Source organism: Amycolatopsis sp. NPDC033938 (genome assembly GCF_055575975.1).
In genome coordinates this window covers 21,492-38,190 of the sequence record NZ_JBVIRO010000031.1, presented here as the reverse complement: position 1 = coordinate 38,190, position 16,699 = coordinate 21,492, and the positions used below count along the sequence as shown (strand labels likewise).

The 16,699-nt window shown below is 68.5% G+C and carries 14 protein-coding genes; 7 read left to right on the top strand and 7 right to left on the bottom strand.

Features of this window, described 5'->3' with window-relative positions:
• Positions 1–3,410: HAMP domain-containing protein (locus tag ACZ5ZX_RS40095; RefSeq protein ID WP_465507229.1), on the top strand; the 3,410-nt coding region annotated here is incomplete at its 5' end.
• A gap of 402 nt (positions 3,411–3,812) precedes the next feature.
• Here ACZ5ZX_RS40095 and ACZ5ZX_RS40090 read toward each other — a convergent pair.
• Together ACZ5ZX_RS40090 and ACZ5ZX_RS40085 are read right to left on the bottom strand one after the other, a co-directional pair.
• Positions 3,813–4,214 carry a response regulator gene (locus tag ACZ5ZX_RS40090; protein ID WP_465507228.1) on the bottom strand — a complete coding sequence of 134 codons (402 nt, stop codon included), beginning with the start codon at positions 4,212–4,214 and terminating at the stop codon, positions 3,813–3,815.
• Between the two features lie 71 nt (positions 4,215–4,285).
• Positions 4,286–4,684: an ANTAR domain-containing protein gene (locus tag ACZ5ZX_RS40085; RefSeq protein ID WP_465507227.1), complete on the bottom strand. Its 399-nt coding sequence runs from the start codon at positions 4,682–4,684 to the stop codon at positions 4,286–4,288.
• A gap of 94 nt (positions 4,685–4,778) precedes the next feature.
• Between ACZ5ZX_RS40085 and ACZ5ZX_RS40080 the strand changes: the two genes are divergently transcribed.
• Positions 4,779–5,411, top strand: coding sequence for a response regulator (locus ACZ5ZX_RS40080; RefSeq protein WP_465507226.1), 633 nt, complete (start codon positions 4,779–4,781; stop codon positions 5,409–5,411).
• Positions 5,412–5,439: 28 nt separating this feature from the next.
• Here the strand turns inward: ACZ5ZX_RS40080 and ACZ5ZX_RS40075 are convergent, their stop codons facing one another.
• Positions 5,440–6,420, bottom strand: a complete 981-nt coding sequence (locus ACZ5ZX_RS40075) for an Acg family FMN-binding oxidoreductase (RefSeq protein ID WP_465507225.1) — start codon at positions 6,418–6,420, stop codon at positions 5,440–5,442.
• A gap of 129 nt (positions 6,421–6,549) precedes the next feature.
• Here ACZ5ZX_RS40075 and ACZ5ZX_RS40070 point away from each other — a divergent pair, with 129 nt between their 5' ends.
• Entirely contained in the window at positions 6,550–8,292 is a 1,743-nt protein-coding gene (locus ACZ5ZX_RS40070) for a GAF domain-containing sensor histidine kinase (RefSeq protein WP_465507224.1), read from the top strand.
• A gap of 8 nt (positions 8,293–8,300) precedes the next feature.
• On the opposite strand, the gene ACZ5ZX_RS40065 is transcribed toward ACZ5ZX_RS40070, so the two are convergent.
• Complete coding sequence (locus ACZ5ZX_RS40065) at positions 8,301–8,618, bottom strand: dsRBD fold-containing protein (RefSeq protein ID WP_465507223.1); 318 nt, start codon at positions 8,616–8,618, stop codon at positions 8,301–8,303.
• 159 nt (positions 8,619–8,777) lie between these two features.
• Here ACZ5ZX_RS40065 and ACZ5ZX_RS40060 point away from each other — a divergent pair, with 159 nt between their 5' ends.
• Positions 8,778–9,731, top strand: a complete 954-nt coding sequence (locus tag ACZ5ZX_RS40060) for an Acg family FMN-binding oxidoreductase (protein ID WP_465507222.1) — start codon at positions 8,778–8,780, stop codon at positions 9,729–9,731.
• Between the two features lie 75 nt (positions 9,732–9,806).
• Positions 9,807–10,766 (top strand): DUF6528 family protein, encoded by a 960-nt coding sequence (locus tag ACZ5ZX_RS40055; RefSeq protein ID WP_465507221.1) that lies wholly within the window; start codon positions 9,807–9,809, stop codon positions 10,764–10,766.
• 168 nt (positions 10,767–10,934) lie between these two features.
• On the opposite strand, the gene ACZ5ZX_RS40050 is transcribed toward ACZ5ZX_RS40055, so the two are convergent.
• Both ACZ5ZX_RS40050 and ACZ5ZX_RS40045 read right to left on the bottom strand, forming a co-directional pair.
• Entirely contained in the window at positions 10,935–11,924 is a 990-nt protein-coding gene (locus ACZ5ZX_RS40050) for an alpha/beta fold hydrolase (protein WP_465507220.1), read from the bottom strand.
• Between the two features lie 82 nt (positions 11,925–12,006).
• Positions 12,007–12,984 carry a GlxA family transcriptional regulator gene (locus tag ACZ5ZX_RS40045; RefSeq protein WP_465507219.1) on the bottom strand — a complete coding sequence of 326 codons (978 nt, stop codon included), beginning with the start codon at positions 12,982–12,984 and terminating at the stop codon, positions 12,007–12,009.
• Positions 12,985–13,078: 94 nt separating this feature from the next.
• Between ACZ5ZX_RS40045 and ACZ5ZX_RS40040 the strand changes: the two genes are divergently transcribed.
• Positions 13,079–13,690, top strand: coding sequence for a hypothetical protein (locus tag ACZ5ZX_RS40040; RefSeq protein ID WP_465507218.1), 612 nt, complete (start codon positions 13,079–13,081; stop codon positions 13,688–13,690).
• Between the two features lie 160 nt (positions 13,691–13,850).
• On the opposite strand, the gene ACZ5ZX_RS40035 is transcribed toward ACZ5ZX_RS40040, so the two are convergent.
• A complete protein-coding gene (locus tag ACZ5ZX_RS40035; protein ID WP_465507217.1) occupies positions 13,851–14,666 on the bottom strand; it encodes a helix-turn-helix transcriptional regulator in 816 nt (271 codons plus the stop codon).
• Positions 14,667–14,772: 106 nt separating this feature from the next.
• On the opposite strand from ACZ5ZX_RS40035, the gene ACZ5ZX_RS40030 reads away from it, so the two are divergent.
• Positions 14,773–16,386, top strand: a complete 1,614-nt coding sequence (locus tag ACZ5ZX_RS40030; protein WP_465507216.1) for an AMP-binding protein — start codon at positions 14,773–14,775, stop codon at positions 16,384–16,386.
• Positions 16,387–16,699 lie beyond the last annotated feature (313 nt).

Below are 16,699 nucleotides of genomic sequence, written 5' to 3'. Positions count from 1 at the left end.
CGGATGTCAAGGGTGTGTCGGGGACCTGGAAGGGTTTGACCGAGTCGGTGAATGTCATGGCCGACAACCTCACCGACCAGGTGCGCTCCATCGCCGAGGTCACCACCGCGGTGGCGAAAGGTGACCTGTCACAGAAGATCCGCGTCGACGCGCGTGGCGAGATCCTGGAACTCAAGGACACGATCAACACGATGGTCGGCCAGTTGTCGTCGTTCGCCGACGAGGTCACGCGGGTGGCGCGTGAGGTGGGTACGGAGGGGCGGCTGGGCGGTCAGGCGGATGTCAAGGGTGTGTCGGGGACCTGGAAGGGTTTGACCGAGTCGGTGAATGTCATGGCCGACAACCTCACCGACCAGGTGCGCTCCATCGCCCAGGTCGCGACCGCGGTCGCCAGAGGGGATCTGTCCCAGAAGATCACCGTCGAAGCCAAGGGTGAGGTCGCCGCGCTCGCGCAGACGATCAACACGATGGTCGACACGCTCTCGGCGTTCGCGGACGAGGTCACCCGGGTGGCGCGCGAGGTCGGCACCGAGGGCATCCTCGGCGGGCAGGCCCGCGTGCCCAACGTCGCCGGAACCTGGAAGGACCTCACCGACAACGTCAACTCGATGGCGAACAACCTCACCGGCCAGGTGCGCAACATCGCCCAGGTGACCACCGCGGTGGCGCAGGGCGACCTGTCCCGCAAGATCGACGTCGACGCGCGTGGCGAGATCCTGGAACTCAAGACCACCATCAACACGATGGTCGACCAGCTCTCCGCGTTCGCCGCGGAGGTCACCCGGGTCGCGCGCGAGGTCGGCAGTGAGGGACGGCTCGGCGGACAGGCCGAGGTCGAGGGCGTTTCGGGCACCTGGAAACGGCTGACCGAGAACGTCAACGAACTGGCCGGGAACCTGACCCGCCAGGTACGGGCGATCGCCGAGGTCACCAGTGCGGTGGCCACCGGCGACCTCACCCGGTCGATCTCCGTCGAGGCGCAGGGCGAGGTCGCGGAACTCAAGGACAACATCAACGCGATGGTCCAGTCGCTGCGCGAGACGACACGGGCGAACGAGGAACAGGACTGGCTCAACACCAATCTGGCGCGGATCTCCGGCCTGATGCAGGGCCATCGGGACCTGCGGGTGGTCGCCACACTCATCATGAACGAACTGACCCCGCTGGTCGGCGCACAGCACGGGACGTTCTTCCTCACCGAGTCCGGTGAAAACGGCACCCGGCTGCGGCTGATCACCAGCTACGGGCACAGCGGGGATCCGGACGTCCCATCGCAGTTCGCCATGGGCCAATCGCTGATCGGGCAGGCCGCGCACACCAAGAAGCCGATCGTGGTCGACCGGACGCCGCCGGGCTTCGTGAAGATCTCGTCGAGTCTCGGTTCCGCTCCGCCGGTCACCCTGATCGTGCTGCCGATCGTCTTCGAGGACCAGGTGCTCGGCGTCATCGAACTGGCGTCGTTCGGCGAATTCACCGCCGTCCGCAAGGATTTCCTCGAACAACTGATGGAGACCATCGGGGTCAACGTCAACACGATCATCGCCAACGCCCGGACCGACTCCCTGCTGGAGGAATCCCAGCGGCTGGCGGAGGAGCTGCAGGCGCGTTCGGAGGAACTTCAGGCGCAGCAAGCGAAACTCCAGCGATCCAACGCGGAACTGGAGGAGAAGGCCGAGCTGCTGGCGCGGCAGAATCGCGACATCGAGGTGAAGAACTTCGAAATCGAGCAGGCGCGGCAGGAGATCGAGGAACGCGCGCAGCAGCTCGCGCTGGCGTCGAAGTACAAGTCCGAGTTCCTGGCGAACATGTCGCATGAACTCCGGACCCCGTTGACCAGCCTGCTGATCCTCGCCGGGGTGCTGTCACAGAACTCGACCCAGAACCTGACGCCGAAACAGGTCGAGTTCGCCAAGGTGATCCAGTCCGCCGGCACCGACCTGCTGCAGTTGATCAACGACATCCTCGACCTTTCGAAGGTCGAGGCGGGCAAGATGGACATCCACCACGAGCCGTTCCCGCTGCGTCAGCTGCTCGACTACGTCGGCACGACGTTCCGCCCGCTGACCGCGGAGAAGGGGCTCGACTTCCAGGTCACGGTCGAGCCCAACGTGCCGGAACTGCTGTTCACCGACGAGCAACGGCTGCGGCAGGTGTTGCGGAACCTGTTGTCGAACGCGGTCAAGTTCACCGAAGACGGCAGCGTCGAGCTGCGGGTGAAACTGGTCGATCCGATCTCGCCGTCCGACGGGCACGAGTCGTTGGTGGCGTTCAGCGTGATCGACACCGGGATCGGGATCGCCGAAGAGAACCTCGAATCGATCTTCGGCGCCTTCCAGCAGGCCGACGGCACCACCAGCCGCAAGTACGGCGGTACCGGACTCGGCCTGTCGATCAGCCGTGAGGTCGCCTACCTGCTCGGCGGCGAGATCCGGGCGGACAGTGTGCTGGGAACGGGCAGCACCTTCACCCTTTACCTGCCGGTGGCCCGGTTCGCCGCACCCGTGCCCGCGATCGAGTCCACTGTGGACAAGGTGGGTACGGCAGGGCGGCGCGTCCTGGTCGTGGAAAGCGAGCAGAACAGTCTGCTGACCCTGCTCGCCAGAGGGGTCGCCGCCGATCTCGCGGACAGCCACGGCTCCGTCCAGGTGCGGGCCGTGTCCGACCCGGCCGAAGCCTTCGATGAACTGAAACGCAACAGTTATCGCTGCGTCGTGCTCGACACCAGCATCCCGGGCACGAGCGCGTTGTCGTTCCTCAAACGTCTTGTCGAGGGACCGGACACTGTCAAAGTTCCCGTGCTGGCGCACGCGAGCCGCAAGCTCAGTGCCGCGCAGGACCGGCTGCTGCAAGGCCACGCGAGACAGCACCCGGTCGAGCTGCTGCCGTCGCTCGACATGCTGCGGGAACGCATCATGCTGCACATCTCGGCCAGCGAACTCGACGGCATCCTCCCGCTGATGCACCAGCCCGAAGAGACCCCAGTGCCCCCCGAGGTGACGGCGAAGGCCGCTGACCCGCCCGAGGGATCTCGGCGACTGCGAGGGCGCAAGGTCCTCCTCGTCGACGACGACGCCCGCAACGTCTTCGCGATCTCCGGGATGCTCGAACTGCACGGCCTGTCGGTGGTCCACGCCCCCAACGGCCGCAAAGGTATCGAGGAACTGCTGGCTGACGACGACATCGACCTCATCCTGATGGACGTGATGATGCCGGAGATGGACGGCCACGCGACGACGGCCGCGATCCGCGAGATGCCGAAGTTCGCCGACCTGCCGATCATCACGGTGACCGCGAAGGCGATGGAGGGTGACCGTGAGAAGAGCCTCGCCGCCGGGGCGAGCGACTACGTCACCAAACCCGTGAACGCGGTGGAATTGCTGGCCTGCATGGAACGCTGGCTCTCGGACTGAAGGATCGGGGGCGCCAGCGGGGTTCCAGTGTCCACAAGGGACAAACGCTGGGTGATTGCGTGTCCGATTGATGTCGCCATGTACGGCTCGGTGTGCGGTTGTGAGTGCTGATGGGGGTTATTGAGGGGTAAGGCAATGGGGGAAGCGCGTGAAGGCCCCCTTCCCTCGGCTCAGCCGAGGGAAGGGGGCCTTCACGCGCAGCCGGTGTGACTGCTGGTGCTGCCGAGGCGCGTGATGGCCTTCACGGCCCGGCCACCAGGCTCGCCCACCGTAGGTACCTAGAACCCCGGTCTCACAAAGTGTCCCTTGTGGACAGTCAAGAGCCGGGCCCCTGACGCGTAGCGCAAGGAAGGGGCCTTCACCGACCATCGTCGGCGAACCGAGTCGCCCACTCACGGCACGCTATTCCGTCCCGCTGGCGCTGTTCGCGCAGAGACGGCGGATGGCGGCGACGATCTCGGTGTTGGGGCTGCCCTTGACGAGGTACTCGGTGACGCCGGCGGAGGCCATCTGGGCGATGGACCGGGTATCGCTGTGCGCGGAGAACGCCATCAGCCGCGTGCGTGGCACCCGCCGCCGGATCTCCCTGGCCATCCACGCCCCACCGCCGGGGATGCGGACGTCGAGGACGGCGACCTCCGGGGCCAGCAGTTCGGCGAGCGCGACGCCTTCACCGGCGGTGAGCGCGACGGCGACCACCTCGATGTCGGGTTCGCTCTCCAAAAGGGCGCGCAAGGCGTCGCCGATGACCGGGTTGTCGTCCGCGACGAGCACCCGAAGTCTGAGGGGCTGCGTTCGGTTCATGGCCCAGTCCGTGCCCGCGGTGTTTGCGGTGCCGGTGGTGGTCGCGGGCCCGCCGCCGAACTTGGCGTGACTCAGCAAGAGAGTCGTCGATCGCCTTCGCTCGGTTGCTCGACGAGTGTCCTGGCGACGTCGTGGATCTTCATGTTGTTGTTACGGCAGAACGACCGCAGTAGTTCGAACGCCGAGTCGATGTCGATCTGGTAACGCTCGGCGAGGATGCCTTTGGCCTGTTCGATGGGCAGCCGGTGGTCCAGCGCGTACTGGAGTTGCTCGGCACGGGCGCGGTAAAAGCGAATGCGGTTGCGCATGGCCACGAGCTCGTCTGCCGGGTCTGGTGTGCCGGACGAGTGGGCCGGCGAAAGCGTGGTCTCGGACATGGGGCGATCGTCGCAGCGGTCGGCGGGCGCGGGAAAGAAGAGAACGTCCTGACTCGCCTGATGCAAATGAACCTGGTCGACGGCGGCGGCCACTCGAACGGGTGCCGAACAGGGTCCTTTGGCCGGTCGCAGTGACCGGTCGTGCACCGTACGCTCTGAGCGGAGGAGGGAAACCGTGGAGGTCGGAATGCTCCGGGTGTTTCTGGTCGACGACCACGAGGTGGTCCGTCGAGGGGTCGCGGACATGCTCGAGGAGGACGCCGAGCTGTGCGTCGTCGGTCAGGCCGCGACCTTTTCCCAGGCGCTGGCGAGGATTCCGGCGCTGCGGCCGGACGTCGCGGTCCTCGATGTCCGGCTGCCGGACGGCAACGGTGTCGAACTCGCACGGGAACTGAGGTCCAAGGTCCCCGAACTGAAATGCCTGATGCTCACCTCCTACACCGACGAGCAGGCGATGCTCGACGCGATCATGGCAGGCGCGAGCGGCTTCGTCATCAAGGACATCCGGGGGATGGACCTGGTCGCCGCGGTCAAGGAGGTCGGCCTCGGCCGCTCCCTGCTGGACACGCGCGCCGCCGCGACGCTGATGGCGAAGTTCCGTGACGTCACGGTGAAGAAGGGCCCGCTCGCCGGGCTTTCCGAACAGGAGCGCACGCTGCTGGAACTGATCGGCGAGGGGCTGACCAACCGGCAGATCGCCGAACGGATGTTCCTCGCCGAGAAGACCGTCAAGAACTACGTGTCCCGGCTGCTGACGAAACTCGGGATGCAGCGGCGTACCCAGGCGGCCGTCCTGGCCACGGAGCTGCGTCGTCACTGACACCGGCCTCCGCTGAAAGAGCCCGAATTCAGGCGGAAACGAGCGTTTCGAGCAGGACATCCTCCAGTTGACGGCGTGGCGTCCACGGCAGCGGCGAGCCGTAGCCGAGGCGCAACAGCACCTGGGGCCACACTCCGCAGCCGAGAAGGCGCCGGAGTTCGGCGCGTGCCGAACTGACCATGACCGGCGGGGAGATGAACGACGCGGTGAGTCCGGCGCCGGTCGCGGTCAGCAGAACCCGTTGCAGCGCTTGCCCTGCCTGCAGCCGGTCGAGCCGCTCGTCGGTCAACGACCCGATCGCCACCACCAGCGGCGGATCCGGTCGGCCGGCGGCACCGGGCGTGCCGAATTCTTCGAGGAGCCAGCTTTCGTCGGCGGGGGAGCCGTCGGTCGCGTAGGACGGCACCCCGTCGCGAGTGCCCGCGCGCAGTTCGGTCCACCGGCGGAGTTCGGCGAGGAAGGCGGGATCGGAGAGCTGGGCCAGGCGCGCGCGAGCGGTGAGGTCACGCAGGTGACCGCATTGTTCGGCGCTCAGGCTCGGCATCCACGCGTGCTCGAGTTCGGTGGCGTGGCGGAGTACGGCGAGCGTGGACCGCGGGACGGTGGTGGGCAGGAACGGCCGCCGGTTGGTGCGGCGGCGCGGGATCGCGCGGGCGAGCCGGGTGACCTTGGGGTCGGGGGTGCGTTCGGCGAACGGGCGGACGACGGCCAGCAGATCGGGATCGGCGCGGCTCGGCATGAGGGTGGTCGCCGGATGGAAACCCAGTGCGTGAATCGCCGTCCGGAGGGTGAACAGGGCGGCACCGCAGGAAAGGATGAGTTCGCGTCCGTCCGGATCCGTGACCGGTAGGATACGGCGTGGATCGGCGTGGAGCTCGATTCCGGTGCCGGTGCACCGGAAGAGCCACGGCTGGGTGTTGTGCGTCGACGGTGCCAGCATGGCCGACCGGAGCACGGAATTCACCTGATCGGAGTTCAAACGCCCGACCCTGGTGACTTGTAAGGTCATGGTTTCTCCCGCCGCCGCGCCACGGGTAATTGGTTTCTCGGTGAGACGGTCCCGCCTGCGGTGCGGGGCCGAAAGAGGAGAAAGTCACCACGGCCGCGAGTCGTCCCGATCTTCGGAGGCGAAGCAAGGATGTCGGCTCATGACCGGCTGGGCGGAACGGACGACCGGGTCACCGGTGCGCCCTCCCAGCTGCGGGTTCGTGAGGTGTTGCGGGATCTCCAGGACCGCATCGAGCGGCTCATCGGCACCCGCGACAAGATGGACGGCCTGCTCGAAGCGGTGCTCGCCGTCGCGTCCGGACTGGAACTGGACACGACACTGCGCCGGATCGTGCAGGCGGCGATCGACCTCGCCGAGGCCACCTACGGTGCGGTGGGAGTGATCGCGGAAGACGGTTCGCTCGCCGAATTCGTCTATCTCGGGATCGACGGCGAGACGAAACAACAGATCGGCCATCTGCCGAAAGGGCACGGGCTGCTCGGCTTCGTCATCGAGGAGGCGAAACCGGTGCGCCTGGCCGACATCTCGCGGCATCCCGCGTCGGTCGGCTTCCCGGCGTGTCATCCGCCGATGCGTTCCTTCCTCGGCGTGCCGATCCGGGTCGGTGACGAGGTGTTCGGAAATCTCTACCTGACCGAGAAACGCGGTGGTGGTTTCACCGACGACGACGAGGTGGTGGTCCAGGCGCTCGCCGCCGCGGCGGGGATCGCGATCGAGAACGCCCACCTGTACGAGCAGGCACGGATCCGCCAGCAGTGGCAGGCCGCCACCAGCGAGGTGACCACGGAACTGCTGGGCGGCACCGACCCCGTCGACGCGCTCAACCTGATCGCCAGCAGGGCACTGGAACTGACCGGCTCCGACCTGACCCTGCTGGCACTGCCCGGTTCCGGCAGGCTCGACGTCAGCCCGGACGGCGAAGACGAGGCCGACGAACTCACCATCGCCGTCTGCGCGGGCGCCCGGTCGGCGGAACTGACCGGGGCCCGGATCAGCGTCGCCGCCTCGTTGCCGGGAGCGGTCTACCGCGACCGGACTCCGCGCAGTGTGCCGGAACTGGTACTCGGTGACGACGGTGAGACGCGCTTCGGGCCGACGCTGGTCGTGCCGCTCCGCGCGCGGGAACGCACGTCCGGGGTGCTGATGGCGGTACGGAATCCGGGCTCGGTCCCGTTCGAGCTCGCCCAGTTGCCGGTGGTGGCCTCGTTCGCCGACCAGGCGGCGCTCGCGCTCCAGCTCGCCGCGCAGCAGCGCACGGCGAGGGAACTCGACGTGCTGGCCGACCGCGACCGGATCGCCAGGGATCTGCACGATCACGTGATCCAGCGGCTGTTCGCGGTCGGTCTCGCCATGCAGAGCACGCACCGCCGGGCCCAGTCACCGGAACTGCGGCGGCGGATCGGCGACAGCATCGACCAGATGCACGAAATCGTGCACGAGATCCGGACGGCCATCTTCGATCTCCACGGCGGCGAGGCCGGCCAACAAGGTGTCCGGCTGCGGTACCGCCTCTACGACTCGATCACCGAACTGACCGACGACACCGCGATCCATCCGACGATCAGCCTTTCCGGACCGCTCGATTCGATCCCTCTCCCGCTCGCCGAACACGTCGAGGCGGTGGTGCGGGAGACGGTCGGCAACGTCGTCCGACACGCGCGGGCGAGCGGTGTTTCGGTGAGCGTCGCGGTGAAGGACGACGCCCTGCGGATCGTGGTCACCGACGACGGCGTCGGCATCGGCGGGGAGCCCGGCGGTTTCGGCGGGCTGCGGAATCTGCGCGAGCGCGCGGATCGGGCGGGCGGGACGTTCCGGGCGGAGACGCGCGAAGAGGGCGGCACCCGGATCGAGTGGTCCGCCCCGTTGCGCTGAATCACGCTCTAGTTCGTCGACTGCACGGCGAGGATCCCGTCGACCTCGATGGAGCGGGAGACCTCGGCGTCGACGTCGGACGCGACGGTCTCCAGAAGTTCCGCGGTGAGGTCGGAAAGTGCCCGCGCCACCGCCAGGTAGGAGCCGACCTGGGAGATCGAGCCGTCTCTCAGTCCGGCGTGCGCCAGCCCGACGCCGACGAACTCACCGCCGTCTTCGAGACGGAGTAACGCTTCCGCGCGGACCCGGTACGGTCCGGGCTGCAGGGATACGTCAATGGTCCATTTACCGGTGTTGTCGGTCATCATCGGCTCCGTTCCGGTCATCGAGACTCTCACCGCCGCCGTTCGTGGCACAGGGTCCTAAGTCCCCGCTCCCGCCGGAAACGGGGGCGAAAGTCCTCGGAATTCGTGACCGGCGGCCGCTGCGGTCGCCGGATACCCCGGAGGAGGGTGGGCCAACCCCCTCATTTTCCGGAGTCCACGATGAAGATCCCGTTCCCCACCCAGGTCGATCAAGCGGTGGCGGCGGCCGTGCGCGCGCCGTCCCCGCTCAACACCCAGCCGTGGCGGTTCGTCGTCGACCGGGACCGGATCGAAGTGTGGCTCGACCGCGCCAGGGTGCTCCGTATCGCCGACCCGGACGCCCGTGAGGCACGGCTCTCGTGCGGCGCGGCGGTGTACAACCTGATCATTTCGCTGCGCTCGAACGGAAAGACGCTGTCACTGCGGCTGCTGCCTTCACCGGAGGAGCCGGACTTCCTCGCCGACCTCCGGATCGGTGGTGACCGGTTTTCCTCAGCGGAAGAACGGAGGCTGGCGGAAGCCGTCTTTCGCCGTCACACGAACCGCCGTCCGTTCCTGAACAGGCCGGTGCCGGCCAGGGTCTGGACGACGTTACGGGCGGCCGCGCTGGTGGAAGGCGGGCTGCTGGAACTCTTCGGCCGGGGCGATCGGGCGAACGCCGTCGCGCGCGTCCTGCACCGCGCCGAGGCCGCACAGGCGCGCAACGGTGCGTTCCAGGCGGAGGTCGCGTTGTGGACCCGGCGGACGGCGAACGCTCCGGACGGTGTCCCGGCGCCCGCCCAGCCGCCGTCGCCGCACCTGATCCCCGCGCAGGAGTCGTTCTCCGCCGCCGAACCCGAGGGCGGCGAGCCGGTGCTGGGCGCCGTGCTGACCGCCGAGGGCGGACCGGCCGCGGACCTGCGAGCGGGGATGGTGCTGCAGCGCGTGCTGCTGACCGCGACGGCCGCCGGACTCGCGGCGTCGTTCGTCGGCAGGCCGTTCGAGACCAGGGAGACGCGGTTCGCGATGGACCGGATCTTCGCCGACCTCGGCCGCCCCCACGCGGTGCTGCGCCTTGGCCACGGCAGGCCGGTGCCGATGACGGCACGCCGTCCGGTCGAGGAGGTGATGGTCCGGTCGGGGGCGATGCTCTGAGCGGGTCATCTCGTCGACACCCACGTTTCCGGTGGCCGCCACGCGCCGGTCATCCGGGACGGATTCAGTCTCGGTATGAAGATCATGCGGAAATCCTTGGTGGCGCTGGTCATCGCCGGGCTTTCGGTCGCGGCGTCCGCGACGGCGGTGGCGGATTCGGGCGCGCGCGATCGCGGTTCGATCGTCATCACCGAACAGGCGGCCAAACGGATACTGGTCCTGCCCGCCGACCGGACCTCGTGGCAGGACCGGAAGATCAGCTGGACGTGGGCTCCGAACGCCGCGAACGGACTGGCGGACCTCGCCGGTTCGTGGAGTAATCCCAGCGACGCGAAACTCGCCGAACGGAATGGCGAGAAGTACCTGCTCACGTCGGCGTCAGGCGGGTTCGCGGCCGTCGTGCCCTACCCGGCGGGCGACCGGGCGTACTGGGCCGCCGACGTCGGCGGCCCGGCCAACCCGCACAGCATCGAGCTGCTGCCGGACGGCAATGTCGCGGTGGCGGCCAGCGCCGGTGGCTGGGTGCGGATCTATACCGCTTCGCAGGGACAACGCTCGACGAGCCACGTCCAGTATCCGCTGGTGGGGGCGCACGGCGTGGTGTGGGACGCCGACCGGAAGGTGTTGTGGGCACTGGGCACCGACGCACTCGTCGCGTTGAGCATCGGCGGGACGGCCGCCGCGCCGGTGGTCACCGAACAGTGGTCCGTGCCGGTGCCGAGCAAGGGTGGGCACGACCTCCAGCCTGTTCCGCATCGGCCGGACCTGCTGTGGGTGACCACGGAAGCGGGCGTGTACCAGTTCGAAAAGCCGAGCGGCGGGTTCACGCGGCGGTACGCGGGCGCGCGGGAGATCGACCGGCCGCACGTGAAGAGCGTTTCGACGAATCCACGGACCGGGCAGATCCTGACGGCCTCGGTGCAGGACGGGCATTTGTGCACGTGGTGCACCGACACCGTCCGGCTGGCCTTTCCACGCGCCGAGCTGGCGCTGCACGGCGCGTGGATTTACAAGGCCCGCTGGTGGATCGGTTGAGTTGTACTTCCATGTCGGTACCGGCCGTTCGGGGGGCTGCCCGGCCGGTACCGACACACCAGAGAAGAGGGACCCTTGCCGCGAGAATGACGGCTGGCCGCGTCTTTCACCTGACCGAGTGAATCAAGCGATTCGGTGGGCGGCATTGACCCATTTGGGGTATACGGCTCACCCGAGGAAAGCCTGCAGCTCATCGATGACCGTCTGAGGCTGTTCCTCGGCGACGAAGTGACCGGAACCGGCGACCTTCCGCACCCGGACGTCCACCGCCTTGGACGGCAGGACCGCCGCGAGGTAGTCGTGGTTGAACTCCGAGCCCAGCCCCAGCGTCGGTGCGGCGATCTTCCCGTAGGCCTTCTGGTCCTCGATGTCCTGGCCGAACGCCTGGTACCAGCCGTTGCCCGCCCGGATGGCCTCCGGACGGTCGTACGCCGAGGCGTAGATCGCGCGGTCGCGGTCGCCGATCGAAGCGGGATCGGCCAGCAGGTGGTCGAACATCCAGTCGACGAGGAACCGCGCACGGCCGGTCACGAGCTGTTCGGGCAGGGTGGCGACCTGGTTGAAGGCGAACCACCAGACGTGCACCGGCTGTCCGGGCGGAGCCAGCAACGGGATCTGGTACAGGCTTTCGTCCGGATGCGCGACGTCCATGAGCGTGAGGGACTTCGTCGCTTCCGGATGGTTGGCGGCGAAGCTGAACGCGACCATGGCGCCGATGTCGTGCCCGGCGATATGCGCCTGCCGGTAACCCAGCGCGCGGACGAGCTCGTGGATGTCGCGGGCCATCGTCTTCTTGTCGTACCCGCCTTGGGGCTTGCCGGACCCGCCCATCCCGCGCAGGTCGACGGCGATCACGCGATACCGCTTCGCCAGCGTGGGCATGATCCTGTGGTACTGCCACCAGGTCTCCGGCCAGCCGGGCAGCAGGATCAGCGGCTCACCCCGGCCGCCCGCGACGTAATGCAGCCGTACGCCGTTGACCTGGGCGAACGCGCTGCGGAAACCGCCGGGCAGGGAACGGGCGAGTTCCGCGTCCGACGGTGCGGACGGTTGCCCGGCCGCGGCGGGGCCCGCCGAGGCCACCAGCGCGGCCGCGGCACCGGCGCCCAGGGTGAGCATGGACCGGCGGCTGAGGAAGGAACGGCTGTCTTCGGTCATGCCTTGATCCTGGGTCCGGCGGGCGCGCGAGCGTGAGCGGTGTTTTCGCCAACCGACGTCGGTTTCCGGACAGACCCGCTCTTCAGGACAACGCCGGTTCGAGGACACCGAGGCGGGGTCCGAACGTCTCCCGGTACGCCATCGGCGTGACGCCGACCTGACGCCGGAAGTGCGGCCGGAGTGCCGCCGACGAGGAGAACCCGCAGTACCGGGCGATCTCGTCGACCGGGAGATCGGTGGATTCGAGCAACTGCTGGGCACGGATGACCCGCTGATGGGTGAGCCAGGTGCCGGGCGCGGCGCCGGTGATCTCCCGGAACCGGCGGTCGTAGTTACGCCTGCTCATATGCGCCCGCGCGGCCAGTTCGTCGACCGGCAAGGCGGTGTCCAGCCGGGTGAGCGCCCAGGCCATCGTCTCCGAGACCGGGTCCCCTTCGTCGAGTTCGGGCATCGGCGATTCGATGTACTGCGCCTGCCCGCCGGGCCGGTGCGGCGGGACGACCATGCCCTTCGCGAGCCGGTTCGCCGCATCGGCGCCACACCACGACCGGATCAGGTGCAGGCCGAGGTCCATTCCGGCGGCGCCCCCGCCGGCGGTCAGGATGTCGCCGTCGTCGATGTAGAGCACCGACTCGTCGAGCCGGACCGCCGGGAACCGGGCGGCGAGCAGCGGCGCCATCGCCCAGTGCGTGGTCGCCGGACGGCCGTCGAGCAACCCGGCGGCGGCCAGCACGAAGGCGCCACTGCACAAGCCGGCCACCCGGCCGCCCCGGTCGTGTGCCGTCCGGAGCGCCTCCAGTGCCGCTTCCGGCGGATCCTCCATCGGTGACCGCCAGTTCGGGACGAGCACCAGATCCGCGGCGCGGATCGCGTCGAGGTCCTCGGGGACCGGGACGGTCAGACCGCCACCCCGCAACGCCGTGTCCGGTTCGCCACCGACGACCCTGATCTCGAGGCCGGGCAGTTCGCCGAAGGCCGAGGCCATCTCGAACACCCCGAACGCGAAGGACATCGCGCCGAGCGACGCCCCGTTGAAGACCACCACGGCCAGCCGTCTCATGACACAGAAGTGTAGAGGTCGCGGAGCCGGATTTTGACTGTCCGAAGGGGACGGTAGATTCGCCGCACGGTTCGCCAGGGGGAAGGAAGCTTCGATGTCGTATCCACAGGGACCGCAAGGACCACCTGGCCCGCAGTGGGGTCCTCCGCCGCACCAGGGTTATCCCCAGCAGCAGTACCCGCAGCAGCCCGGCTACCCGCCGCCCGGGTACGGCGGGCAGCAGTTCCCCGGGCAGCAGCCGCCGAAGAAGGGCAACGGCCTGATGATCGGGCTCATCGCCGGCGGTGGAGCGCTCGTGGTGGTCGTCTTCGTGATCCTCGCGTTCGTGGCACCGGGTTTCCTGCTGAGCGACAGCAAGGCCCCGTCCAAGCAGAGCGCGACCCAGGTACCGCTCAGCGTCGACTGGGGGTCGGTCCTGGCGGGCAAGTTCATGCTCGCGGTGTACGGCGACGAGGCCGACAGGGCGGCCGATTCGGCTTGCGCGGACGCCAAGGACAAGGTCCGTGCGGCGGCGAAGGCCTTGGGGGACCAGAACGCGTCGCTCACGGCGAAGGACCCGAAACAGGCAGGCCCCGACCTGATCTCGGTGACGATGTCCGGAACCCTGAACTACGAGAAGGACTTCACCACGACGATGGAGGTCCGGCGCGAGGGCAACGACCAGTACTGCATCGTCTCGGTCTCGCCGCTACCGCCGCCGGCCTAGGCCGTGTCCTGTAAGTCTGTTCGATGGGCTTCGTGATCCAGGTGGTTCCTGACGGTGCGGGCGGATCGGCCTCGTACCGGGTCGTACTCGGCCGCATCCACCCGTGCCGTCAGGGGCCGCCTGGGCGCGGAGACCGCGAACATGACTTGCAGGACACGGCCTAAGGCAGCAAGCCCAGACGCCGCGCGTGCGTGACGGCCTGCAGCCGGGAGTGCGCGTCGAGTTTCCGCATCGCGTCCCGCAGATAACTCTTGACCGTCTCGGCGGTCAGGCCCAGCCGATGCGCGATCTCGCCGTTGGTGAGGCCGAGCGCGACGAGCGCGACGGTGTCCAATTCCCTCGGCGCCAGGCGAACCGCCGAAGTCGGGGTGCCGGTCAGGTTCTCGCAGACCTCGTCGAGGCGGGCACGAAGCGTGCTGTCGGTGACTTGGCCGGAAAGTGCGCGAAGTTCGCCGTAGGCCTCGCGTAGCCGTTCCCGCGGCGCGGCGTCCTCGTGGTGCTCGGCGAGTGGCTGTAACCGCGCCAGCCGCTTCTCGACCTCGTCCTCGACGGCCATCGTCTGTTCGAGATCGCGCGCGGCGTGCAGGGCGGCGGTGATCGTGCGGCCGGCGAGGACGGCCTCGTCGCGCAGGCCGCCGTACAGCACGGCGCGGACCTGGCGGCGCACCACGACCGGGATCGCGACGACGGAGTGGATGCCCTCGTCGCGGACCGGCTCGTCGTAGTCGTGACTGATCGTGGTGGTGCTGTGGTAGCCGTTGGCGACGACCGGCCTGGTCAGCGCGAGTGCTTTGCCGCCGAGGCCGAGGCCGGCGCGGACGGACAGACCGTCGAGAGCGGTGCCGCGGTTGCCGAGGAACGCGGTCAGCCGCATCCGCGGCGAGGGGCCCGCGACCCCCGCGAACCCCACCGGCAGTCCGGTGTCGCGGCGCAGGTCCGAGACCGCGCCGAGAAGCAGGGCGTCGTCGACCCGCATCGCCTCACCCTCCTCGGTGACCCCCCTGGATCGGGGGTGGTGGCGGATCGGATCCGCCCGCACGATTTCCGGAACTGTACGCCTTCGGAAGGTACCGGGAGAAACGATGACCGAAGCTCACGTCCGGCGGTTGCTCGAGGTCTACGGCGACGAGCGGGCGAGCGCCGCCACCCTGCTGTGCGACCGGCATCCGGCGGAGTCGGTCGCGTTCACCGTGGTCGAACCCGATCTGACCGGCCACGATCTCACCTACGGCGAACTGCGCGAGCGGTCGGAACGGTTCGCCGGGGCCTTGGCCGGTCTCGGGGTGGGGCCGGGCGACCGGGTGGCGACCCTGATGGGCAAGTCCGCGGAACTGGTCGTGGCGCTGCTGGCGATCTGGCGGCTCGGCGCGGTGCACGTTCCGCTGTTCACCGCGTTCGCGCCGCCCGCGATCGCCTTGCGGATCACCGGCAACGGGACGAAGGTCGTCATCGCCGACGCGGATCAGCTGGCGAAACTGGAACCGTCCGCGGACCTGCCCGCCGACGACGGGCGCCGGGTCGTCGTCGGCGGTGACGCCGTCGGCGGAGCCCTGTCGTTCGCGGAGTTGGAGGCCGATGCGGTGCCGCGGCGGGAGGCGGCGGTGACCGGCGGCTCCGGTGTACTGGTCGAGTTGTTCACCTCCGGGACGACCGGGACACCCAAAGCGGTCCCGATTCCGCTCGGCGCACTCGCGGGTTTCCAGGCGTATCAAGACTTCGCCCTCGACGTCCGGGCCGACGACGTCTTCTGGAACGCCGCGGATCCCGGCTGGGCCTACGGGCTGTACTACGCGATCATGACGCCGATGGCGACCGGCAGGCGGAGCTTGTTGCTGCACGCGGGTTTCTCGGCCGAACTGACGTGGGCGGTACTGGCGAAATTCGGCGTCACCAACTTCGCCGCCGCGCCGACGGTGTACCGCGCGCTCCGCAACGCGAACGCTCCGGTGCCGGACGGTCTGCGCCTGCGGCGCTGCTCGTCGGCGGGTGAACCGCTGACCCCGGATGTCCTGGAGTGGGCGTCGTCGAACCTCGGCGTCGGCGTTTATGACCACTATGGACAGACCGAACTCGGCATGGTGGTCGGCAACGCGTGGCATCCGGACCTCCGCGCCGAGGTCAAGCCGGGGTCCATGGGGCGGGTCCTGCCGGGCTTCTCCGTCGAGGTCCTCCAAGAGGACGCCGACGTCGTCGCGGAGCCGGGGGAGCGCGGCCGGGTCGCCTTGGACCTACCCGCCAGCCCGTTGGTGTGGTTCAGGGGCTACCGCGACGCGCCTGAGCGCACGGCGGCCCGGTTCAGCCCCGACGGCCGCTGGTACTACACGGGCGACGTCGCCGCCAAGGACGTCGACGGCTACCTCACCTTCGCTTCGCGCGATGACGACGTCATCCTGATGGCCGGCTACCGAATCGGTCCGTTCGACGTGGAAAGCGTTCTGCAGCAGCATTCCGCCGTGGCCGAGTCCGCCGTCATCGGTGTCCCGGACGCACTGCGGGGCGAGGTGGTCGTGGCGTATGTGGTGGCGCGCGACGGTGTCCTCGCCGATGCCGGACTGGCCGAGGAACTGAAGGCGCTGGTGAAGACGCGGTTCGCGGCGCACGCCTATCCTCGTGAGGTGTACTTCGTGGACGAGCTGCCCAAGACGCCCAGCGGGAAGATCCAGCGATTCCTGCTGCGGCAGCGGCACGCGTCGTGAAGGCCTCCTTCCCTGCTCGCCATAACCCCCGACCGGCTCCAGAACCAGACAACATCAGGGTGCCCCACGTGCCATGAAAGGTCCTTTCCTTGCAAATTTTGCAAGGAAAGGACCTTTCATGGCACGTGAGCGGCGGGCGACGCGGAAGTTGCTTCGGCCCTCATCACACGCGTTGCGAGGACGAAGCCCCGCAAAGCACCAGATCCACCACGATCGGCGCGTGGTCCGCGTGAGGCTGCTCCCCGTCGGGCGCGCTACGACACGTTTGCCTTGTCCGCTATAGAGGTGGAGCCGACCAGCAGTCATGCGACTT